This is a genomic window from Psychrobacter proteolyticus, assembly GCF_003350005.1.
GTDB lineage: Bacteria > Pseudomonadota > Gammaproteobacteria > Pseudomonadales > Moraxellaceae > Psychrobacter > Psychrobacter proteolyticus.
The window spans coordinates 817,428-839,357 of record NZ_QLKS01000001.1 but is presented as its reverse complement, the minus strand read 5'-3'; the positions used below and the strand labels follow the sequence as shown (position 1 = coordinate 839,357).

Here is a 21,930-nt window from a genome sequence, read left to right as displayed (position 1 = left end):
GACAGATTGCATTTGTTTTCTAAGTACTGTCATGTATTCAAAGGTTAGATTAGAAGAAACCCATTTTTTTAGGGCTGTACGAAACCAGCATGTTTTTGGTTTGCTGATAATGATCAAGCATCATCAGATGGTTTTCGCGGCCGATACCTGATTGCTTATAGCCACCGAATGCCGCATGTGATGGATATAGGTGATAGCAGTTGGTCCATACGCGGCCTGCTTGAATACCACGCCCAAAACGATAGGCCTTATGTACGCTACGTGTCCAAACACCAGCGCCTAGACCATATAGCGTATCGTTGGCAATTTGCATAGCTTCTTCGTCGTCTTTAAAGGTGGTGACAGCGAGCACAGGTCCAAAGATTTCTTCTTGGAACACGCGCATGTCATTGGTGCCTTCAAAGATAGTTGGCTTAACATAGTAGCCATCTGCTAGGTCGCCATCGTGTTTGGCTTGATCACCACCGACTAGGACTTTTGCGCCTTCTTTTTTACCGATATCAAGATAAGATAAAATCTTCTCTAACTGATCTGAGCTGGCTTGTGCGCCAATCATGGTCTCGGTATCTAGTGGGTTGCCCATTTTGATGGCTTCGACACGAGCGATACAGCGTTTGATAAATTCGTCATAGATGCTCTCGTGTACGAGCGCACGTGATGGACATGTACAGACCTCGCCTTGGTTAAGCGCAAACATGACTAGGCCTTCGACCGCTTTGTCCAAGAAGTCATCGTCTTCATCCATGACATCTGCAAAGAAAATATTTGGGCTTTTGCCACCAAGCTCTAGTGTCACGGGAATGATGTTTTCACTGGCGTATTGCATGATGAGGCGACCAGTGGTGGTTTCACCAGTGAAGGCGACTTTATTGATACGTGGGTTAGAGGCAAGTGGTTTACCAGCTTCGACACCAAAGCCATTAACAATGTTTAGGACGCCTTTTGGCAAGATATCAGCGATACCGATCGCTTCTAACATATATAGTATAGAGGCAGGCGTTTGTTCAGCAGGCTTCATAACGATACAGTTACCAGCGGCTAAAGCAGGGGCGATTTTCCATACTGCCATTAGAATAGGGAAGTTCCATGGGATAATCTGCCCGACAACGCCTAGCGGCTCATGGAAATGGTAAGCAACGGTGTCTTCATCAATTTGACTGATACCGCCTTCTTGTGCGCGGATGGCACTGGCGAAATAACGGAATTGATCGATAGCTAGTGGAATATCTGCCATTAAGGTTTCGCGCACAGGCTTACCATTTTCGTAGCATTCAGCAATAGCGATCGCTTCTAAGTTAGCTTCCATGCTATCTGCGATTTTTAATAGTAAATTGGCACGTTCAGCGACGCTGGTTTTGCCCCAAGCGTCTTTGGCAGCATGCGCGGCATCTAGGGCTTTTTCGATATCTGCTTCTTTTGAACGGGCGACTTGGCAAATAGTTTTACCATCGATAGGACTTGGGTTGTCAAAGTACTCGCCATCGACAGGAGGGGTCCACTCACCATTAATAAAGTTATCGTATTTTTCGCGGAATTGGACGGGACTGTTTTCAGTATTGGGATAAGCGTATAACATTAACCACTCCTTGTTGTGTATTATGGTTATTTAAAATATGGTTACTTACGTATGACCATTTAAAAATACATTCTTGGTCTTCCTAACCAAGTTATCATCCTATCGTACTGAGCTTTTTAGCAGAACGATAATGACTTTTTATAATGATATATTTTGTATCGTATAACTTTAAGTTATGTGATATGAGTCGGTTAAAATGGTTCGCAAACGGTATGCAGCTGTTATAATTGTGAGCATCTATTTTGGCTGGCTATGGTTATTGAGTTAATCATGGCGGATTTCTTTTTGTACTATTTCTTCTTCATAATATTGGTTGGTTTGGATCTATGCGTCAATCTTCTGCTCTTGATATCCTAAAAACAGGTCAAAACGTCTTTTTGACCGGCTCAGCAGGTTCAGGTAAGACTTATACTCTCAATCAATACATCGATTATTTACGCGCCCGCCGCGTCCCTGTTGCGGTGACAGCCAGTACGGGTATTGCCGCAACGCATATGAACGGCACGACGATTCATAGCTGGTCAGGCATCGGTATCAAAGATGAGCTGACTGATCGAGATTTGTCCACCTTATCACGCAAGCAGTTCTTAGCAGACAGATTGAAAGATACTGCGGTCTTGGTCATTGACGAGATATCAATGCTACATGCCAAACAGCTTAACTTGGTCAGCCAAGTGCTCAAGCATATTCGCAAAAATGACAAAGCGTTTGGTGGTATTCAGGTGGTAGTCGCAGGAGACTTCTTTCAGTTACCGCCGATTGGCAGTAAAGGCGAGACGAATCGTGAAAAGTTTGCCTTTATGTCTGAGGCGTGGCTCGATGCCAAGTTCCATATTTGCTACTTGTCTGAGCAGCATCGTCAAGTCAGCGATGCAGCCAATGGTGGACTCGATTTGGATGATATTCTTAACCAAATCCGCCGTCAGGAAGTGACCTTTGAGGCGATTGCCGCTTTAGAAGCGACTTATGATCAAAGCGTCGATATAAAGCGTACGCGTCTCTATACCCACAATCTCAACGTCAATAAAATCAATGACAAAGAACTGGCGTCTCTAGATGGCGAGATGATGCGTTTTGAGGCGACGGCGACAGGCGATAGTAAGCTGGTTGAGACGCTAAAAAAGACCGTGCGAACCCAAGACGAGCTGATTCTCAAAGTCGGCGCCAAGGTCATGTTTATCAAAAACAATGCTGAGCTTGGTGTCTCTAACGGAACGATGGGCGAGTTGATTGGGTTTGCTGCTGTAAAAATAGATGATAAAGACAGTAGTGACGCGTTAATCGAAGACGATAGCAACGATGACGTTGATGAGGATGCTGCTGGCGAAAAAACGACAAAAGGTAAAAAGTCCGCTGCTAAGAAAGACAAGGAAAAACCAAAGTCGAAGAAACCAACGACCCAGAAAATGCCTGTCGTGCGGCTTAATTCAGGACGAGAAGTTATCGCTGAGCCTGAAGAGTGGATTATCGAAGATGAAACGGGTGACGTGCTAGCAAGTTACTTACAAGTGCCGCTCTGTCTGGCATGGGCAATTACTATCCATAAATCGCAGGGCATGACCCTCGATGCGGCTGAAATCGATTTGTCGCGTACCTTTGAGTTGGGACAAGGTTATGTGGCATTGTCACGCCTCAAGTCTCTATCTGGCCTACAGCTTTTAGGTATGAACGACATGAGCTTGCAACTCGATCCATTGGCTCGTGGTGCAGACAAGCGGTTTCTGGTACTGTCTGAAGAAGCCGATGCCAACTATGCGATGCTAGATGAAGAAAGCATGCAGCAGGCACATGAAAAATTTGTCCTGAAGTCAGGTGGGACATTGAGCAAGTCGGTAATCGATGCTTACGCCACGCTACAAAAGAAGCGTCGCGAACAACAGCAAGCGAAAATCGATAAAAAACAGAAATTAGGCAATCAGGTCTCTGACAAATCAGACAGTACTCTACTTGCGACCAGAGTGTTGTTAGAAGAGAGTTTGACCATTGCGGAGATTTCACAAGCGCGTCAGTTGTCACAGTCGACTATCATGCGTCATATTGCTGACCTAAAATCACAAGATCTAAGTCTTGCCTGTGATCATTTGCGTCCAGATGATGAGGTAATGACAGCCGTTGGCAATGCCTATGTCGCTATTAAAGTCGCCAATAATCCAAATGACTTCAATGATGACGGTAGCATCAAGCTGCGTCCGATGTATGATCATCTTAAGCAAAGCATTGACTACAATACCATTCGCCTCGCATTGATTTTTATCACGCCGTAGTTTTGCTGCTTGCTGCTTTATTGCCTATAACTCCACTATCTTTAGTTTTATAGGCTTTATTTTTGCTATTTTTAGCATTCAGCAGTCATTAGCGCATTCAACGTGATAACGCTCAGTTTTTACCCCCATTTATAGCGATACCTTTTATGTCCAATGTTATGCCTGATTTTTCGAGCGCTACTTATCAATTGACCTCTGACCCGATAGCGGCGACGTTCCGTGCTACTGGTGAGCACACACAGCCACTGAGAGTCGCTATCAATGGCTTTGGTCGTATAGGGCGCAATGTACTTCGCGCTTTGCTAGAGCGCTTTGAAGTGTTAGGCCGTGCGATTCATGTGGTGGCAATTAATGACTTAGCGCCAGCGGATATCTTGCTGCATTTATTAAAGTTTGATAGCACCCATGGCCGCCTCAGTCGATTAGGGGTAAATGCTGAAATTGTAGAGAGTGAGTCAGGTGATACGAGCAAGACTGAGCTCTGTCTGACCAAGAACAACCTGACTTACTGCATCAATATGCTGTCTGAGCCTGATCCTAAAAATTTACCTTGGCAGGCGCTGGGTGTCGATGTGGTTTTAGAATGCACTGGGCATTTTCGCTCGTATGAACAAGCGATGCTACATATTGATGCTGGCGCGCAGCAAGTAATTATCGGTGCCGCGCCATTTGACGATGTGGATGCCTGTATCGTCATGGGCGTGAATACCGATGCGCTTACGCTTGAGCTACCGATTATTTCTAGTGTTTCTTGTACCACGCAGGCATTGGTACCGTTGATGGATACGCTAGACAAGGCGTTTGGTGTGCAGTCCGCCATGATGACAGAGATTCATGCAGTCACTGCTGATCAGACGGTATTGGATCAAGCACATCGAGACCCAAGACGGGCGCGCGCTTCTGGCTATAATATTATCCCAACGACGTCCAGCAGTATCGCTGCGACAGAGCGGGTGCTACCAGCCATGGTCGGCAAGATAAATGGACACTCGATACGGGTGCCCACTATCGACGTGGCTGCGATTGATGTCACCTTTGTATTTGATACGCCAGATGTCGATGTCGAGACAGTGCGAGAGGTACTCAAGTCTGCCAGTCAGGCACATCTGCATGACATCATGGCTTATACCGATGAGCCACTGGTATCTAGTGATTTTATCCATCAGACTGAGTCACTAATTATTGATGGGCAACAGCTTATGCAAGTAGGCAGTCAATATAAGGTTTTTGCATGGTACGATAATGAATGGGGTTATGCCAATAGGCTGCTCGATATGTGCTTACATCTGGCCTCAAGCAAGCGATAATGCACCAATTTACAAGTATTCGAAAATTAATTGGATTTTTTTAGTTTAGGGGCTTGCATTATAAAATGATATCTATATAATGATGCACCAATGGAGACGTGGCAGAGCGGTTGAATGCACCGGTCTTGAAAACCGACAAGGGTTAATAGCCCTTCGAGAGTTCGAATCTCTCCGTCTCCGCCAAATTCGAAAAAGCCCCAATCAGCAATGATTGGGGCTTTTTTTATGGTATTAATAAAAGTATTAATTAGTACCTTCTATAAAATCCTCAACAGTAGGTTATACAGCTACTTAACCAGTGAGTTTTCAAATTCGATTGTCTGATCGTCTACTAAGATAAGCATGCCTTTATTAATCTCGATAGTGATGCCACTAGCATTTTTAATAGCACGCATGACATTGATATCCTCAATGCTGCTTTCAATAATGATTTTGCCAGACTGCTCTGGTGCGATAGGTGGATCAAACGTTGTCAAAGGCACATTAAAGTTTTTGCCCTTTGTCAGGTTGGCATCCTTCATAGTCAGGGTCCCTTTAAAACTTTTTATCGCGCCTTTGCCATGATTGGATAGCATAAACTGCATTTTGACTTGATTTAAACTATCGCTATCACTGGTTTTCACAGGGAGTAGGGCGACAGGATACATCTGTGCGGTAGCGTTCGCCGCCTGACCTTTGATAATTGGGCTTTTCTTGCCCGTTGGGTTATTCGGATGCAGCCGCTCGTATTCACGCTGTTGTATCAGCGCTTGCTTAATAGTGGTACGCGGCATGGCTCCTGATTCATAGGCATCGCTCAATTTCATGCGCAGCATATATCGGCTAAGTACTTGTTGGTCGGTTTCAGACAACTGCTCAAAAGTTTGTCCTAATTTTTTTTGCCATTGGTGAGAATCTGTCGGTATGGTTGTCTTACTTGGATCAGTCTGCGGCGATGAGCAGCCAGTCGCAATCACTAGCATTGCTACCGTCATGGTTGAAAACAAAGTTTTGTTGAAACGCTGATGTAAGCCCGTCATCGTACCCCTCCTTGCAGATCTTTATTATGTTGAAACCTTATAAATAGTCGCGACTATATGCTTAATATACCTTGTTTAAACCTCTGTTGTGTTTAGTTATGGCTAACTAAAACCGCAAATATCGCAGAGTATTTAAAAAAATATGTACTGAGAACTAGATGGAAGCAGGGCGTAACAAGAGGAGAGTTAGAGAAATATCAGTAATGCTTTAACTTTTATAACAGCCACAAAAAAAGACCAAGCTCGCGTTAGCAAACTTGGTCTTTTTTATTTTAATATTATCTAGCAGCGTTACTATTAATTAGTAACGATACTATTAATTGTTTAATCGTTGTCTTGCAACTCAGATAGCGGATGAGTGATGTTATTATTATGCGTCACTACAATCGCTTCATCAATAATATGCTGGCTAACACCGCGCTTACGTAGCGTTTCGATGAATACTTCATCATGGGCAAGCGTATAATCCTGATGGTCACGATCCAAGCCCTGACGAATATAAAGACGAATAAGCCCTTGAATGCGCTTAAAGCCCAAGTCTGATGACGTCGTTTCTAATAGGCCAATCATTTCTTCAGACAAACGAATACTAATCGGGCGCATGATCTTTTGCGGATGATCAGAAAACTTATTTTTTATACGTACAGGTATCATAATAAACCATTACTTTTAGTGAGTAAGAGCGAAGCACTCAAACAAAAACGAACCCAATCAAAACTAATCTTACCATACAACAAAAATGTCTAAAAGAACACCACAGCCGTGCTAATATTATTAGAAGTAAATATAAAAGACGCAGCAATAAAAAAACCTCCATCAAATTATGATGAAGGTTTTTAGTATATGGCTCTCCAACCTGGGCTCGAACCAGGGACACACGGATTAACAGTCCGTTGCTCTACCAACTGAGCTATTGGAGAATAGCTGGTCATAACAGCAAGTTATTGACGCTTTATATTAAAGCAATTAATTAGCTTGTTTGCGTTATGTGGGGCACATTTTAGCCAAGTCACTACAGGCTGTCAACCTTATTATGCGTTTAATTATAAATATTATCGCAATTATTGAAAATTAACGTCAATCCCTTATCAGATAGGCTATTTCAAGGCAGTGCTTAGTAGAAAATGACGATAAATGTGCTTTAAAAATAAAATGTGCTTTAGAAATAAAAATTATTTTCAGAAAATTTTATATGGCACATAGGACAAACGATAAAAGTATCGAAATAGATAGCAATTCGGCAAAGTAAAATTGGATTTGATGCCTTGTATTTTTGAATATAAAGGTGATGCGATACCGTTTGACACAATAAAGTTGTAAGACAGCCCTTCACATTGGCAGTAGAGTTCTATAAAATACCGACCATGTGGTTTCTTTGCTATGTTTTTTCATAGCATGCGTTGAACAAAAGCGGGTGTTCTAAAGATGAGTCCTACTACGATTGCTTACGGTTATCTGACTATTGCCATTATATGCGAAGTGGTGGGTACGACTTTTTTGGTAAAGTCAGAACAATTCACTCGTTTGGTGCCAACTTTGATGATGGGCGCGCTCTATGCGGTTTCATTTTATCTACTGGCTCAGACGCTCAAGACCATACCGCTAGGCATTGCGTACGCACTGTGGGGCGGGCTTGGGATTGTGCTGACATCACTCGCTGGTGTGGTGCTATTCAAGCAAAATCTTGATACAGCAGCAGTGGTTGGCATCGCGATGATCGTCGGCGGTGTTGTTGTGATGAACTTATTGTCTAATTCTGTGGTGCATTGATATGGAAAATGCTTATAAGCGTAAAAAACAGCCAGAAGTCATTCGTCGTGCGTTGTTAGATCAGGCAGCACGTATCACATTGGAGCAGGGCTTATCTAAAGTGACGTTTCAGGCAGTCGCTGATGCGGTTGGGGTGACAAAGGGTGGTGTGATGCATCATTTTTCTACCAAAAATGCACTCGTGCTAGAAGTCTTCAATGATGCAATGGCTAAGTTTGAAGCAGAAGTAAACGCAGCAATGGCTGACGACCCTGTTAAGTACGGTTCATTTACCCGTGCTTATATAGACGCCACCATCAGTCTCGGTGAGCAAGGGCAGGAAGAATACGATAATCAAGCGACCCTGTATGTACTGATGTTAGGCGATAGTGAGCTGCGTGAGTTGTGGGCTAAGTGGGCGAATGAGCAACTCAAAAAACATGCGGCAACGGATAATACCGAGACGTTATGTATGGTTCGCCTTGTCGCGGACGGTATTTGGCTCTCAGACTTTTCAGGTATCGATATCGCAGACAAACAATCATTGCGCGATCGCTTGATAAAAATGACGCAACAAGACTTTGATTTATAAGACGACACTGATTCATAAAATGACGCTGATTTATAAAATAATTTTTACTTCACTATTTAAAGACTAGATTTCGAAACTTAACTAACGACGACATTATTCGGCCTAAGTAGCTTTATATAGTTACTTTTGCCAATCGTCCTAAGGAGAATTTATGACTGATTTTAATAATTTGACAGATATTATCGGTTTAGACCAAGTACAAACAGCTTATATCAACGGGCGCTATCTAGCGGTGGATGAATCGCTGACGACTTTTGAAGATATCAATCCAGCCACTGGTGAAGTATTGGCAACGATTCAGCAAACCAGCAATGATCAGATTGATGAAGCCGTAAAAGCCGCACATAAAGGTCAAAAAGTTTGGGCGGCGATGACAGCGGTCGAGCGTGGTCGTATCTTATCAAAAGCTGTTGAGATATTGCGCGATCGCAATGATGTATTGGCACTACTTGAGACCAAAGACACAGGTAAAGCCTACTCTGAGACGAAGTACGTCGATATCGTCACTGGTGCTGATGTCGTGGAATACTATGCAGGTCTGGCACCAATGATTGAAGGTCGTCAGATTCCATTACGTGATACTAGTTTTGTATACACTCGCCGCGAGCCACTAGGCGTGGTCGCAGGTATTGGCGCGTGGAACTATCCTATTCAAATCGCAATGTGGAAAGCGGCGCCTGCACTGGCTGCTGGTAATGCGATGATTTTTAAGCCATCAGAAGTGACACCGTTGACGGCATTGAAACTGGCAGAGATATTGACAGAAGCTGGATTGCCAGATGGTGTGTTTAACGTCGTACAAGGTAACTATGAAGTGGGTAAGGCGCTAACCGATCACCCAGATATCGCAAAAGTATCGTTCACGGGTGGCGTACCGACTGGCAAAAAAGTCATGTCGAGCGCAGCAAGCTCATCTCTAAAAGACGTAACTTTAGAGCTTGGTGGTAAATCGCCATTGATCATATTTGATGACGCAGATATCGATACCGCTGCTGACATCGCTATGATGGCCAACTTCTACAGTACTGGTCAGGTATGTACCAACGGTACGCGCGTATTCGTCCCCAAAGCGCTACAAGCTAAGTTCGAGCAAGCCATCTTAACCCGTGTTGAGCGTATTAGACTGGGCGACCCTATGGATGAGAACATTAATATGGGTCCACTGGTTAGCTTCCCGCATATGGAAAGAGTGCTTGGCTATATCGAGCAAGGTAAAAAAGGCGGCGCACGTCTGCTAACAGGTGGCGAGCGCGTTACAACGAACGAGCTTGCAAACGGCGCATTTGTCGCACCGACAGTATTCACTGATTGCACTGATGATATGACTATCGTACGCGAAGAAATCTTTGGCCCAGTGATGTCGATATTGACTTACGAGACTGAAGAAGAAGTTATTCGCCGTGCCAATGATACCGATTACGGCTTGGCAGCTGGGGTTGTGACTGCAGATCTAAAACGCGCGCATCGAGTCATCGCTCAGATCGAAGCTGGCATCTGCTGGTTGAATACGTGGGGCGAGTCGGCAGCACAAATGCCAGTAGGCGGCTACAAGCATTCTGGTATCGGCCGCGAAAACGGTATCGAAGCGCTCGAACACTATACTCAGACCAAATCTATCCAAGTAGAGCTGGGTGCGTTTGAATCTGTCTTTTAATCAATCTTATTGAGAAAAACGAAGCCAGTAAGGTTTCTTATTAGCTTTAATTTAGCCTTTTAGAACACCTTACTGACCCTAAACGATTTATGTTTTTTCAATATTATGGAGTATGTTATGACATCAACCACACCTGAGTATGACTATATTATCGTCGGTGCAGGCTCAGCAGGAAATGTGCTGGCCACGCGTCTGACTGAAGATGCCAGTATTAAAGTACTGCTATTAGAAGCAGGTCGTCCAGACTATCGTTTTGACTTCCGTACCCAAATGCCAGCTGCGCTCGCCATGCCGCTACAAGGGACGACTTATAACTGGGGTTACAAGACAGATCCTGAGCCGTATATGAACAATCGTGTCATGGACTGTGGCCGCGGTAAAGGCTTAGGTGGCTCATCGCTGATTAACGGTATGTGCTACATCCGTGGTAATGCGCTAGATTTTGATGATTGGTCTAAGATAAAAGGCCTGTCAGACTGGACGTATTCGGATTGCTTACCGTATTTCAAAAAGCTGGAAAACTGTGACGCTGGCGAGAATGACTATCATGGCGTGGGCGGTCCTGTTGAAATGACCACCTCAAAGCCAGGAGTCAATCCGCTATTCCAAGCTATGATTGAAGCAGGCGTACAAGCAGGCTATCCACGTACCGAAGATCTAAACGGCTATCAGCAAGAAGGTTTTGGTCCGATGGATCGATTCGTAACGCCTAACGGTCGCCGTGCATCAACGGCTCGCGGCTATCTTGACCGTGCCAAACCGCGTAGCAACATTACGATTTTGACGGGTGCATTGACTGACGTAATTTTATTTGACGGCAAGCGTGCTGTTGGTGTCAAAGTCGAACACGAAGGCCAGACCAAAAATTTCAATGCCGCTCGTGAAGTGATTGTATCTTCTGGTGCGATTGCCTCACCACAACTACTGCAGCGTTCAGGTATTGGTCCTGGTCAGTGGCTAAAAGACGCTGGCGTGACTGAAATATTGGATCTGCCAGGTGTCGGTAATAATTTACAGGATCATCTAGAGCTGTATATGCAGTATGAATGTAAACTGCCAGTGTCAATCGCGCCTGCTAATAAATGGTGGAATAAGCCTGCGATTGGTGCAGAATGGTTGTTCAATGGCACAGGGCTTGGTGCGTCTAACCAATTCGAAGGTGGCGGTTTCATCCGTACCGATGAGAAGTTTACCCATCCAAACATTCAGTATCATTTCTTGCCACTAGCCGTACGCTACGATGGCCGTAGTGCTGTGAAATCACATAGCTTCCAAGCACACGTCGGCTCACTACGCTCACCAAGCCGTGGCCGCGTCAAACTAAAATCACGTGATCCGAAAGCGCATCCAAGTATCTTGTTTAACTATATGTCGCATGATCAAGACTGGCAAGAGTTCCGTGCTGCGATGCGTATCACCCGTGAAATCATGCATCAGCCAGCGCTTGATCCTTATCGTGGTCGTGCGATCGCACCGACCGATGATTTGGTTACCGACGCTCAATTAGATGAATATGTACGCAATCATAGTGAGACGGCTTATCATCCATCTTGTACCTGTGCGATGGGCGAAGATAACGATTCGGTAGTAAATGGCGAAGGTCTGGTACATGGTATTGATGGCTTGCGAGTCGTCGATGCGTCTATCATGCCAAACATTATTAGTGGTAATCTCAATGCCACGACTATTATGCTCGCCGAAAAAATCGTCGACAAGATGAGAGGCGTACAGTTGCCACGTTCAACGGCAGATTATTATGTGGCTAATGGTGCACCGCTGCGCTCTGAGCCAATGCGTGATTATCTCTTGACAGTGTAGGCTGTGAAATAAACCTGCATACAGGTTACTGAATAAATAACGATATGAGAAAATTTTAACCAAAAGGCCTTTCCAAGTAGAGGCCTTTTCTATCAGCGCTAACGTATTAGAATAATGAATACCGTTCAGGTTGAATTTGTTTATAATTTTATTAGCTTTTTATTTATTGGTACTGCTTTGTCCGTCATGCGGTTGGTTCCACGTTATACGGTTATAGATCATCAGTCTACTATTAGACGATGCCGGACAAAGCAATATCGGACCCTGTTTAATTTACTTATTGAGGTCTTTTATGTACAGTTCGCCATCACAAGATGTGACGAAACCTCTGACCCTAAACAAAACGGTGTTTTTGGGCTCAGCTATTATTTCTATTTTATTGATAATCTGGACCATCGCTTTTCCAGATTATAGTGAGGCCTTGTTGAGCGCGAGCATGACTTGGGTATCAGACAAGTTTGGCTGGTATTATATGTTGGTGGTTGCCGCTTATAGTATCTTTGCGTTGTTTGTTGGTTTTTCTAAGTACGGCGATATAAAGCTTGGTCAAGACCACGAAAAAGCCCAATTTCCGTTTTTAGCGTGGGCGGCCATGCTGTTCTCAGCGGGTATCGGTATTGACCTATTGTTCTTTGGTGCCTCTGAGCCTTTGATGCATTATTTGACCCCGCATACAGGCCTAGAGCCTGCGAGTGCTGAGGCCATGCGCGAAGCACTTGCTCAGACTTTCTTGCACTGGGGTCTGCATGGTTGGGGTATTTATGCGCTGATCGGTATGGCGTTGGCTTACTTTGCTTATCGCAAAAATATGCCACTCGCGCTACGCTCGCCGCTGACACCGATATTTGGTGAACGTTTAATCAAAGGCTGGTTGGGTGATGGTATTGATACCTTTGGCGTCGTCTGTACGTTGATGGGTATTGCGACCAGTTTGGGTATTGGGGTATTGCAGGCCAATGCTGGCTTGACCCATGTGTTCGGTATCGAATCTAGCAAAACGGTTCAGGCGCTCATCATTGTAGGTGTTGTCGCTGCCGCCGCTATTTCTGCGATGACAGGTGTCGAAAAAGGTGTTCGTCGTCTATCTGAATTCAACATGCTGTCGTCAATACTGTTGTTGCTTGCCATATTGGTAATGGGCAATACGGTGTATCTATTAAATACCTTTACTCAAAATATCGGTCAATATTTCCAAACCATCATTTATAAAACCTTTGACGTTTATGCTTATGACGGTGCTGCTGGTGCCGAGTGGAAATCTTGGTGGACGATATTTTTCTGGGCATGGTGGGTTGCTTGGGCACCATTTGTAGGTCTATTTATTGCACGCATTAGCCGTGGCCGTACGTTGCGCGAGTTTGTATTTGGCGTGATGTTTATTCCGCTTGGTTTTATTTTTGCATGGTTCTCTATCTTTGGTAATTCAGCGATAGATTTGGTTGCCAATGGCGCAACAGAGCTTGGCGAAATCGCGGTCAATGATGCGGCAATGGGCATGTTTGCGCTGTTTGAGTACTTCCCTTACAGTGAAGTATTGTCATTTGCTGGTGTGGTTATTGGTCTTATTTTCTTTGTGACTTCTGCTGACTCAGGCGCGTTAGTACTAGCGAACTTGAGTTCAAGAGGTATGACCAATGATACCGATGCTCCTGTTTGGTTACGTCTGTTTTGGGCAGCAGCCACTGGTCTTATTACGTTAGGATTATTGTTTGCAGGTGGTTTTTCTTCACTACAGTCTGTCTCTGTCATTGCAGGTTTGCCATTCTCTATTATTCTTGTGCTTTACATGATGTCTATGTGGAAGTCGCTAAAAGAAGAAGGCAACAAGCGTAAAGCCAGTACAATCGGCACGGCAAACGTGTTGGACAGTGGTAAGAGCTGGAAAGCGCGCTTACAACGTATTGTGAGTTTCCCAGGACATGCCCAGGTTGAAAAATTCTTGCATACGGTCGTGATGCCAGCGATGTCTGAGGTCGAAAAAGAGTTTAAAGCAGGTGGTCTCAAAACCTCGTTAGATACCAAAAACCTTGCTAGTATCGGTGAAGGTATCGATGCAGGCATGGATCAAGACAGTGGTCAGGTAGATGGTCTAAAACTGCGTGTCGGTCATGGCGATGAAGATGACTTTATTTATGAAGTCAATCTGATTAAAGCTCATCGTCCTAACTTTACATTGAGCACATCTACCAAGCACGCAGAGTACTACTACCGTGCGGAAGTTTTCTTAAGCGAAGGCTCGCAAGAGTATGACTTGGTTGGCTACTCAAAAGAGCAGGTATTGGTTGATATCTTAAATCAGTACGAACGTCACTTGCAGTATCTACATTTAGAGCGTTAATCCGGTACACTTTTTAAGTGAAACTATCAGTAAGAATGTCCCCATAAGTTGAACGCAGCTTATGGGGTTTCTTTTTATGGATAACTATTTATAAACAACTATCGTTTGAATTGAGATTACACCTCAAATAAGTGGCAAACAAGCACCGCAAATATAAGGTAAAATTCATTAAGATTAAATTGATCGACTGATACGCTGCAACGTATTAGCAAAGGATACATTTGTGACCAAATTAAAGTACATAGCGCATTACTCAGAGCAGATTCAAACTCAAGCTGCTCAGCTTATAACTGAGGATAGGTTAGGCGAGTATCTGGAAAAAAAGTACCCGACTCAGCATCAAATCCAAAGCGACAAAGCGCTCTATCAATATATAAATGAGATAAAAACCCAATATATGCGTAAGATTGGTCAGCTATCAAATGTCAGCTATAGCAGTAAGCTCAAGGTTCTAAAACATGCACTGGGTATCCATACGACGCAATCGCGCGTACAGGGCAGTAAGCTCAAATCGCACAATAGCATCACGGTAGCTAGCCTATTTAAAGACGCGCCGCCAGAGTTTTTGCGCATGATAGTGGTGCACGAACTTGCCCATTTCAAAGAGCATGAGCATAACAAAGCTTTTTATCAATTATGCTGCCATATGGAGCCTGAGTATCATCAGTTCGAGCTGGATACGCGACTGTGGTTACACTGGCGAGAGTTGTAGCCCTAATATAGTCAAGTCTATATACATCCGCTACATCGTCATCCTCGCTAAGCATACTAATATATAACTTGCACTCGGTTTCCTTGTATCAAGATTATATTGAACTGACTATAGTCATTCCACTATAAAAGTATGACAGTGTCTCGCTTGAAATATCAAATATACCTCTACACTCGGTTGCCTTGTACTACTTTTAAATTGAATCGACTATAGTATGAATAGCAACCTTAACAAGGTTCATAGTAATGTTAATAACAGCCACATAAATATCGTGTCTTCTTTTAAGGTAATCATCTGAGCCGCTAGAATTACGTTATAATCCTAACCACATACGATATAGTCTATAAAAGGTTGTAAACAATGATCAATACTAAAATATATAAAGCCATTTACACCTTAGCTGAAGAGTTATTAGAAGCGGATCGCAGAGGCAATCAAGAAAAATTTGATTCGCTGTATGCTGAACTAAACGCCATTTGTACCGATAATGAAGGCACTGACAAAGACCACCCAGAACAATGGGAAACGCTCGCTGACTTCACAGAAGACTTGGACGCAGCACTGGTGATTTATGACAAAGCACTGGCCAAGGCTACTGCCATTAACTCAAAAGATCATATGTCATCGATTGCTTTTTCTATGGCGGTGTTACAGCTTGAGACAGGCGAAAAAGAAGCTGCTATCCAAAGCCTACAAAATGCCAAAGTCACAGCCAATAAAATAGAAGACAAAGAGTTTAAGGTTGAGATTGATGAGATGCTTACGAAGCTATTGGCAGAGTAGTTTGGTTTATAGTCAATCCTCTATAAATTGGGTACGGTTCCAGTCTCGCTTAGCCTACTACTTGTAGTACTTTCATTCGGCTTCCTTATATTCAAATGATATTGAACCGACTATAAATAGGGCAATCAGATATGCAAGACATACCTGTGGTAATCGTTGGTGGTGGGCTGAGTGGATTATATGCCGCCTTTTTATTAGAGCAAAAGGGTATAGCGTATAGACTGCTAGAGGCGCGTGATACCTTGGGTGGTCGTATTGCAGTTACTAAATATTCAGATGCACATGCTGCTAACAACAATACTGATATTGACCAAGCAGAATCAAGCGCGGCATTTGATTTAGGACCATCTTGGTTTTGGCCTGATTATCAAACGCAGTTAAGCACGCTTATTGAATCGTTAAATTTATCACGTTTTGCGCAGTTCGAAGAAGGCGATATGATGGTTGAGCGCGCTGCCAACCAGCCACCTGTGCGTATGCAAGGTTACAAAAGCGCACCACCTTCTATGCGTCTAGTTGGTGGTATGGCCGCTTTGATTGAGGCGCTATATGCTCGCTTAGAGGCTAGTTATGTCATGACTAATCAAGTCGTAAGGCAATTAAATAAGACGCCTCAACATATCGAAGTACAGAGTGAAGATAGCTTTGGGCACGTGACCGGACATGTGACCACGTTCCGCGCGCAGCATGTGCTACTTGCGTTACCGCCTCGATTGGTAGAAGGCCGGATAGCATTTCAGCCAGCACTACCGCAAGAATTAAGTGGACAATGGCGCGAAACAGCTACTTGGATGGCACCCCATGCCAAATACGTCGCTGTTTATGAGTCATCATTTTGGCGAGATGCTGGTCTCTCGGGTGCCGCACGCAGTGCGATAGGGCCGCTCACTGAGATACATGATGCTTCTACGTTAGAGGGCGATGGCGCGTTGTTTGGTTTTTTTGGCGTTCCTGTTCAAGTACGACAGAGCGTTTCTGATACGGTGCTAAAAGAACATTGCCGTGCGCAGTTAGTGCGATTATTTGGTGCGCAGGCAAGTACTCCAACAGCTGAATACCTCAAAGACTGGGCACAGGATCTATTAACAGCGATGCCTGTTGATGCCAGCGGTAACGGTCAACATGCAGTAGCACCGCCATCCAAACCAAAAACGGGCATGTGGCAAGACTGTATAACAGGTTGTGGTAGTGAGTGGTCAGTGCAATCCCCTGGCTATGTCGCTGGGGCAGTTGATGCAGCAACCGTCGCTGTAAAAAGCTTACCTGCTGCCATTTTGCGCCAGTAGCTATTATAAAAGCCATCTAACATGACTAAGAAAATTCGTCATCCAATAGGATAGTCGATGAATGACTCGCTCAAACAAACCAGTATTTACAAGACCACTTGGCTGATACCTTTTGTTTGTCTACTGGCAGGCGGTACACTCACTGGTATCTCGACCAATGTGGCAAAATACGCTATCGATGTCGGTCTGACCCCATTAGGGTTTTTGTTTTGGTCGATTACTGGCGCTGCTGTTATTTTATTTATGATAGCGCTCATCAGAAAAGAACTTCCTCCTCTTAATGCGCGCAGCTTAGAGTATTACTTTGTCGCGGCGCTTGTCAGTGTCGCGGCCGCCAACTTATTATTATTTTCTGCTATTCCTCATGTGGGCGCAGGTTTTGTCGCCTTAATCCTCTCATTGCCGCCACTTCTAACTTATCTTGGCGCGCTGATACTACGTATAGAGCAATTTTATATTGTCCGTGCGCTTGGGGTCATCGCGGCACTCATTGGAGCAGGAGCATTAGCTGTGCATAAATTCTCTGCGCCCGATTCTAGTGTGTTTTGGATTTTAGTCGCGCTTTTTGGTCCAGTGCTACTCGCTATTGGCAATATATATCGGACGTTACGCTGGCCTGATGATGCGTCTTCTGGCGCACTCGCTCCAGGTATGTTGATTGCGGCAGCGCTGCTGCTAGGTTTATTCAGTATGATGTCAGACTTCTCTATTGCAGTACCTTTAGAGAATTGGTTGCCGCTAAGCATGATGGCTACACAAGCATGCGTATTTGCTGGACAGTTTTTACTATTATTCCTATTGCAAAAAACAGGTGGACCCGTGTTGCTGAGTTTGTTGGGTGCAGTAGGGGCTATCGTGGGCATTCCCATCGCTATTTTTTTGCAAGGGGAGAGTCCACCAGAAGGTTTATTTTTAGGTGCTACGTTGATAGCCATTGGCGTGGCACTGGTGACATGGGGCGGCGTAAAAATAGCAAAAGTAAAATAAGAGATTTAATAATTGTGTATTAGGCGATAGAACCATTAAAGTCATTATGTCCCTGCGAGTACCTTTTTCTCGCTCTGATTGTCTGTAGCTAGGTGATTAGCACCTAGATGGCCAGTATCCAGATTATTATCATGTGGGTTATCAGTAATCGCTATAACTCAATAATTGGTTACGATTAACTTAAATCAATTTTTGTGAATACGACAAAAAAGGAGTATAAGTATCGTGGTTATTGTCGTCATGGACTCAGGCTATGAATGCAGCCACGCGTTATCGCTTATTAAACAACTTTACGATTCTCTTTAGCATCATCGGGGTAGCGATTGCCTTGTTAGATAGTGGCTTTACGCTACCGACGTGGATACAACAAATTTTCCACATTTTTTATTTGGTCATTATTTTTCTGAGTTTTGTGGTAACGGTTGGCCGTTATGTCTACACAAAAAAGCTGCTAACGCTCAATAAAGTTGCAGTTTTTGACACTTTTACCAGTATAGCGATTGTCATTCTATTGACAGCGCACTTTACGGACTTAGTTCGTTCTGGATTGGCCGCCGCTGTTGATGGCTTTGTCGCGATAAAAATCGCCGTGTTTGTCACCTTCATCCGCGAACTCTCTGATCACAATTTCAATCTCAATCGCACCTTTCTACATCCGGCACAATTCTTTATTTTGAGCTTTTTGGCCGTGGTGCTTGTTGGTGCCTTGCTGTTGATGATGCCTAATGCGACAACGCAGCCATTATCTTTTATTGATGCACTCTTTACCGCGACCAGTGCGGTTTGTGTGACAGGGCTTATCGTAGTGGATACAGCTACCTATTTTACGACTTTTGGCCAAGTCATTATTATGGGTTTGATACAAATCGGTGGCTTAGGTATTTTGACCTTTGTCACGTATTTTAGTTACTTTTTTAAGGGTGGTGTCAGCTACGAGACGCAAGCAAGTATCAGCGAGATGTCTTATATGCGAGGTATGGGTGATGTGGTATCGACACTCAAGTCTATCTTATACGTTACTTTTGCCGTTGAGGCAGTGGCGGCTGCGCTGATTTATATCAGTATATATGATGTGCCTGATATGGACTGGTCTGAGCAATTATTCTTTTCGGTCTTTCATGCGATTTCAGCCTTTTGTAATGCTGGGTTTTCTACCTTTAGTGCTGGCTTGTACGATGATTCGCTACGCTTTAATTATCCTCTACAGCTTATCATTGCGATGACATTTATTTTTGGTGGTATGGGCTTCACTATCGTAGTCAATGTACTGCGCTATCTGCGCCATCGTGCTGAACGACTGATATATCGCAATGACCGGCACTATATTTATCAGCCTTGGTTGCTGAATATTAATAGCCGCATTACGTTGATTACGACCGGTGCGTTATTGTTGACTGGTCTGATCGGGGTAATGATATTTGAATACAATAATGTGCTCGCTGACCATACCAGTCTTTTAGGTAAACTTATCACAGGATTTTTTACGGCTGCTACGCCGAGAACTGCTGGATTCAATGTGATTGATATGGGTGAGTTGACCTTTCCAACAGTCATGTTAACGATATTTCTGATGTGGATTGGGGCGTCTCCAAACTCGACAGGTGGTGGTATCAAGACTAGTACCTTTGCGATTGCCCTATTAAATACATTGAGTTTGGCACGCGGGCAGACCAAGATAGAAGTATTCAAACGCCAGATTGCGGAGATCTCCGTGCGCCGTGCGTTTTCTATTATGTGGTTGTCTTTATTGGTCATTGGTATAGGCGTGACACTCATCAGTTATGACCAGCCAGAGCTTGATTTGATTAAAGTGGTGTTTGAGTGTGCTTCTGCCTATAGTACTGTGGGGCTGAGTTTGAATTTGACAGCAGATTTATCGGACTTTAGCAAAGTGGTGGTTTCGGTCATCATGTTTGTTGGGCGTGTCAGTATGCTGACGATATTCATTGCGCTACTCAAAAATATGCGCCAACGCAATTACCGCTATCCAACTGAGGAAATAACGATCAATTAAATTGTCGTAAACATACGGTTGCACGCGCAAAAACAAGCAAAGAGATATCAAAAAATATTAAAAAAGGTCATTTAGGTTATGAAATACATCATCGTAGGGTTGGGGAATTTTGGTGCGTCGTTGGGAGCAGCATTAACGCGCCAAGGTCACGAAGTGATCGCCATTGACAGTAGTATGCAAAGGGTAGAAGCCTATAAGGAAGTTATTTCTCATACACTCTGCATGGATGCCACGGATGAGTATACCGTAAGCGGATTACCAATCGTTGATACCGATACCGTCATTGTGGCTATTGGGGAAGATCAAGGCGCTAATGTGATGGCAACGGCGCTATTTAAGACCCTAAAAGCAAAACGTTTGATCAGCCGCAGTATCAACCCGCTGCACAAAAAAGTCCTGCAAGCCATCGGTGTCGATGACATTATTTATCCTGAAAAAGAAGCGGCCAATCGTTGGGCCAAACGATTATCACTAAGCCACTTTGTGGATTCGTTCGAACTAAGCGATAATTTTAGTATGGTGGAAATCAAGATTCCAAATGTGTTGGTTGGCAAGACCATTGATGAGTTACGGGTGGAGCAAAAGTTCAATATCCGATTGCTTAGTACCTTACGCTATGAGTATTATGAAGACAGTTTCGGTCGTACGCAGAGCAAGCCTAGTATTCAAGGCTTGGCAACGCCTGAGCAAGTACTGCAAGACCACGATGTATTGGTCATTTATGGCGCGAACAAACACATAAATCAGTTCTTACGTAGTGTGGGTGTAAAAATTAAATAACGGCTTGCAATCGCAGTGACATGAAAGGATACAGGAGAAGTTTATGAATAAAAGCAGTATATCTATTCTATTGGTCGCTGTTATGGTATTCCTATCAAGCTGTGATCCGTCTGCAAAAGATCCAAATGTCATGTTTTCGGAAAAACACCAAGATCCGATTGCTGAGCTTGCAGTGACTGATAAACCAGATCATAGCAAAATGAGTTATCAGCAAACTTTTTATGTGCCTATTTACTCTGACATTTACTCAGACAGTGAGAACCAAAAAGTATTGTTATCTGCAACGCTTAGCGTACGTAATACTACCTTAGATAAACCGCTTTATATCAATAAAATCGATTACTACAATACCAATGGTGACTTCGTAAAATCATATATTGATGGCCCGATAGAACTACCGCCAATGGCAACGTTGAACTATATTATAGAAAAAGAAGATGACAGTGGTGGCTCAGGTGCTAACTTTATTATCGACGTCGAAGGCGTGGATGAGACCGTCAAACCAGTTATCGAAGCAGTCATGATTGGTAATTTCAGTAATAAAGGATTTGCCTTTAGTACAGAAGGTACGCCAGTAGTACATTGATAGAATGTATTCAGTGAAATAACAAGGACAGTTCAATTCAAGGAAGCGTTATGTCTGCAACCAAAGAAGAAATCAGTGCCTTTATGGCATTGGAGTTTCCCCAAACCAAATGTATCGTTGAGGCAGTCAGTGAAAATGGCGCGACCTTATCGCACGAGGTTGGTATAAATGAGCTGCGTCCCGGTGGCACAGTCTCTGGCCCTGTCATGATGGCCGTTGCTGATGTCGCCATCTATGTGGCGATACTCGGAAAAATCGGTATCGTTCCATTAACGGTGACGACGAGTCTGACCATCAACTTTTTGCGTAAGCCATCAGCAGATGCACGTATTATCGCCGAATGTACTTTAATGAAGGTAGGGCGCACACTGATAGTAGGTGAGGTGTCTCTTTACTCAGAAGGCTCTGATGATATCGTGGCTCATGTGGTTGGTACATATTCGGTGCCGCCTGAACGCATTTAAA

At 43.9% G+C, this 21,930-nt stretch carries 18 protein-coding genes and 2 tRNA genes; 16 read left to right on the top strand and 4 right to left on the bottom strand.

Translation table 11 applies throughout. The features are described from left to right. Nucleotides 1-49: 49 nt before the first annotated feature. A complete protein-coding gene (exaC, locus tag DXK30_RS03430; protein WP_114700459.1) occupies nt 50-1,576 on the bottom strand; it encodes an acetaldehyde dehydrogenase ExaC in 1,527 nt (508 codons plus the stop codon). Nucleotides 1,577-1,902: 326 nt separating this feature from the next. Here exaC and DXK30_RS03425 point away from each other — a divergent pair, with 326 nt between their 5' ends. The 3 genes from DXK30_RS03425 to DXK30_RS03415 all read left to right on the top strand — a co-directional run bounded on the left by DXK30_RS03425 (nt 1,903) and on the right by DXK30_RS03415 (nt 5,330). After that, nucleotides 1,903-3,840 carry an AAA family ATPase gene (locus DXK30_RS03425; protein ID WP_114700458.1) on the top strand — a complete coding sequence of 646 codons (1,938 nt, stop codon included), beginning with the start codon at nt 1,903-1,905 and terminating at the stop codon, nt 3,838-3,840. 158 nt (nt 3,841-3,998) lie between these two features. Further along, nucleotides 3,999-5,147, top strand: a complete 1,149-nt coding sequence (locus DXK30_RS03420) for a type I glyceraldehyde-3-phosphate dehydrogenase (protein WP_114700684.1) — start codon at nt 3,999-4,001, stop codon at nt 5,145-5,147. Nucleotides 5,148-5,239: 92 nt separating this feature from the next. After that, nucleotides 5,240-5,330 (top strand) — tRNA-Ser (locus DXK30_RS03415). 104 nt (nt 5,331-5,434) lie between these two features. On the opposite strand, the gene DXK30_RS03410 is transcribed toward DXK30_RS03415, so the two are convergent. From DXK30_RS03410 to DXK30_RS03400, 3 genes are all read right to left on the bottom strand, one after another. After that, nucleotides 5,435-6,166 carry a hypothetical protein gene (locus DXK30_RS03410; protein ID WP_114700457.1) on the bottom strand — a complete coding sequence of 244 codons (732 nt, stop codon included), beginning with the start codon at nt 6,164-6,166 and terminating at the stop codon, nt 5,435-5,437. A gap of 324 nt (nt 6,167-6,490) precedes the next feature. Further along, nucleotides 6,491-6,820 (bottom strand): hypothetical protein, encoded by a 330-nt coding sequence (locus DXK30_RS03405; protein ID WP_057761113.1) that lies wholly within the window; start codon nt 6,818-6,820, stop codon nt 6,491-6,493. Between the two features lie 190 nt (nt 6,821-7,010). Continuing rightward, a tRNA-Asn gene (locus DXK30_RS03400) sits at nt 7,011-7,086 on the bottom strand. Nucleotides 7,087-7,591: 505 nt separating this feature from the next. On the opposite strand from DXK30_RS03400, the gene DXK30_RS03395 reads away from it, so the two are divergent. From DXK30_RS03395 to DXK30_RS03335, 13 genes are all read left to right on the top strand, one after another. Then, nucleotides 7,592-7,936 (top strand): DMT family transporter, encoded by a 345-nt coding sequence (locus DXK30_RS03395; protein ID WP_057761111.1) that lies wholly within the window; start codon nt 7,592-7,594, stop codon nt 7,934-7,936. Between the two features lies 1 nt (nt 7,937). Next, nucleotides 7,938-8,507 (top strand): TetR/AcrR family transcriptional regulator, encoded by a 570-nt coding sequence (locus tag DXK30_RS03390; RefSeq protein ID WP_218870191.1) that lies wholly within the window; start codon nt 7,938-7,940, stop codon nt 8,505-8,507. Nucleotides 8,508-8,658: 151 nt separating this feature from the next. After that, a complete protein-coding gene (gene betB, locus DXK30_RS03385; RefSeq protein ID WP_114700455.1) occupies nt 8,659-10,161 on the top strand; it encodes a betaine-aldehyde dehydrogenase in 1,503 nt (500 codons plus the stop codon). Nucleotides 10,162-10,278: 117 nt separating this feature from the next. Continuing rightward, nucleotides 10,279-11,979 carry a choline dehydrogenase gene (betA, locus tag DXK30_RS03380; RefSeq protein WP_114700454.1) on the top strand — a complete coding sequence of 567 codons (1,701 nt, stop codon included), beginning with the start codon at nt 10,279-10,281 and terminating at the stop codon, nt 11,977-11,979. A 292-nt stretch (nt 11,980-12,271) separates the two neighbouring features. Then, nucleotides 12,272-14,317, top strand: coding sequence for a choline BCCT transporter BetT (gene betT, locus DXK30_RS03375; RefSeq protein ID WP_114700453.1), 2,046 nt, complete (start codon nt 12,272-12,274; stop codon nt 14,315-14,317). Nucleotides 14,318-14,540: 223 nt separating this feature from the next. Beyond that, the gene (locus DXK30_RS03370; protein ID WP_114700452.1) at nt 14,541-15,029 is read left to right on the top strand and encodes a M48 metallopeptidase family protein; all 489 of its coding nucleotides are present in this window, start codon (nt 14,541-14,543) and stop codon (nt 15,027-15,029) included. 360 nt (nt 15,030-15,389) lie between these two features. Next, complete coding sequence (locus tag DXK30_RS03365) at nt 15,390-15,812, top strand: hypothetical protein (RefSeq protein WP_057761099.1); 423 nt, start codon at nt 15,390-15,392, stop codon at nt 15,810-15,812. A 131-nt stretch (nt 15,813-15,943) separates the two neighbouring features. Further along, nucleotides 15,944-17,098, top strand: a complete 1,155-nt coding sequence (locus tag DXK30_RS03360; RefSeq protein WP_114700451.1) for a flavin monoamine oxidase family protein — start codon at nt 15,944-15,946, stop codon at nt 17,096-17,098. A gap of 57 nt (nt 17,099-17,155) precedes the next feature. Continuing rightward, entirely contained in the window at nt 17,156-18,085 is a 930-nt protein-coding gene (locus DXK30_RS03355) for a DMT family transporter (protein ID WP_114700450.1), read from the top strand. Between the two features lie 253 nt (nt 18,086-18,338). Further along, complete coding sequence (locus tag DXK30_RS03350; RefSeq protein WP_114700449.1) at nt 18,339-20,099, top strand: TrkH family potassium uptake protein; 1,761 nt, start codon at nt 18,339-18,341, stop codon at nt 20,097-20,099. A gap of 78 nt (nt 20,100-20,177) precedes the next feature. After that, a complete protein-coding gene (locus tag DXK30_RS03345) occupies nt 20,178-20,879 on the top strand; it encodes a potassium channel family protein (RefSeq protein WP_114700448.1) in 702 nt (233 codons plus the stop codon). 43 nt (nt 20,880-20,922) lie between these two features. Then, nucleotides 20,923-21,465: a DUF3124 domain-containing protein gene (locus DXK30_RS03340; protein WP_114700447.1), complete on the top strand. Its 543-nt coding sequence runs from the start codon at nt 20,923-20,925 to the stop codon at nt 21,463-21,465. Between the two features lie 50 nt (nt 21,466-21,515). Beyond that, nucleotides 21,516-21,929, top strand: coding sequence for a PaaI family thioesterase (locus DXK30_RS03335; RefSeq protein WP_114700446.1), 414 nt, complete (start codon nt 21,516-21,518; stop codon nt 21,927-21,929). Nucleotide 21,930 lies beyond the last annotated feature (1 nt).

Excerpts from the sequence above, each read along its gene's own strand:
- DXK30_RS03360 (WP_114700451.1), top strand. The coding sequence starts at position 15,944 with ATGCAAGACATACCTGTGGTAATCGTTGGTGGTGGGCTGAGTGGATTA.
- DXK30_RS03345 (WP_114700448.1), top strand. The coding sequence starts at position 20,178 with ATGAAATACATCATCGTAGGGTTGGGGAATTTTGGTGCGTCGTTGGGA.
- DXK30_RS03335 (WP_114700446.1), top strand. The coding sequence starts at position 21,516 with ATGTCTGCAACCAAAGAAGAAATCAGTGCCTTTATGGCATTGGAGTTT.
- DXK30_RS03420 (WP_114700684.1), top strand. The coding sequence starts at position 3,999 with ATGCCTGATTTTTCGAGCGCTACTTATCAATTGACCTCTGACCCGATA.
- DXK30_RS03410 (WP_114700457.1), bottom strand. The coding sequence starts at position 6,166 with ATGACGGGCTTACATCAGCGTTTCAACAAAACTTTGTTTTCAACCATG.
- DXK30_RS03340 (WP_114700447.1), top strand. The coding sequence starts at position 20,923 with ATGAATAAAAGCAGTATATCTATTCTATTGGTCGCTGTTATGGTATTC.
- DXK30_RS03395 (WP_057761111.1), top strand. The coding sequence starts at position 7,592 with ATGAGTCCTACTACGATTGCTTACGGTTATCTGACTATTGCCATTATA.
- DXK30_RS03390 (WP_218870191.1), top strand. The coding sequence starts at position 7,938 with ATGGAAAATGCTTATAAGCGTAAAAAACAGCCAGAAGTCATTCGTCGT.
- betB (WP_114700455.1), top strand. The coding sequence starts at position 8,659 with ATGACTGATTTTAATAATTTGACAGATATTATCGGTTTAGACCAAGTA.
- DXK30_RS03425 (WP_114700458.1), top strand. The coding sequence starts at position 1,903 with ATGCGTCAATCTTCTGCTCTTGATATCCTAAAAACAGGTCAAAACGTC.
- DXK30_RS03405 (WP_057761113.1), bottom strand. The coding sequence starts at position 6,820 with ATGATACCTGTACGTATAAAAAATAAGTTTTCTGATCATCCGCAAAAG.
- exaC (WP_114700459.1), bottom strand. The coding sequence starts at position 1,576 with ATGTTATACGCTTATCCCAATACTGAAAACAGTCCCGTCCAATTCCGC.
- betA (WP_114700454.1), top strand. The coding sequence starts at position 10,279 with ATGACATCAACCACACCTGAGTATGACTATATTATCGTCGGTGCAGGC.
- DXK30_RS03365 (WP_057761099.1), top strand. The coding sequence starts at position 15,390 with ATGATCAATACTAAAATATATAAAGCCATTTACACCTTAGCTGAAGAG.
- betT (WP_114700453.1), top strand. The coding sequence starts at position 12,272 with ATGTACAGTTCGCCATCACAAGATGTGACGAAACCTCTGACCCTAAAC.
- DXK30_RS03355 (WP_114700450.1), top strand. The coding sequence starts at position 17,156 with ATGAATGACTCGCTCAAACAAACCAGTATTTACAAGACCACTTGGCTG.
- DXK30_RS03350 (WP_114700449.1), top strand. The coding sequence starts at position 18,339 with ATGAATGCAGCCACGCGTTATCGCTTATTAAACAACTTTACGATTCTC.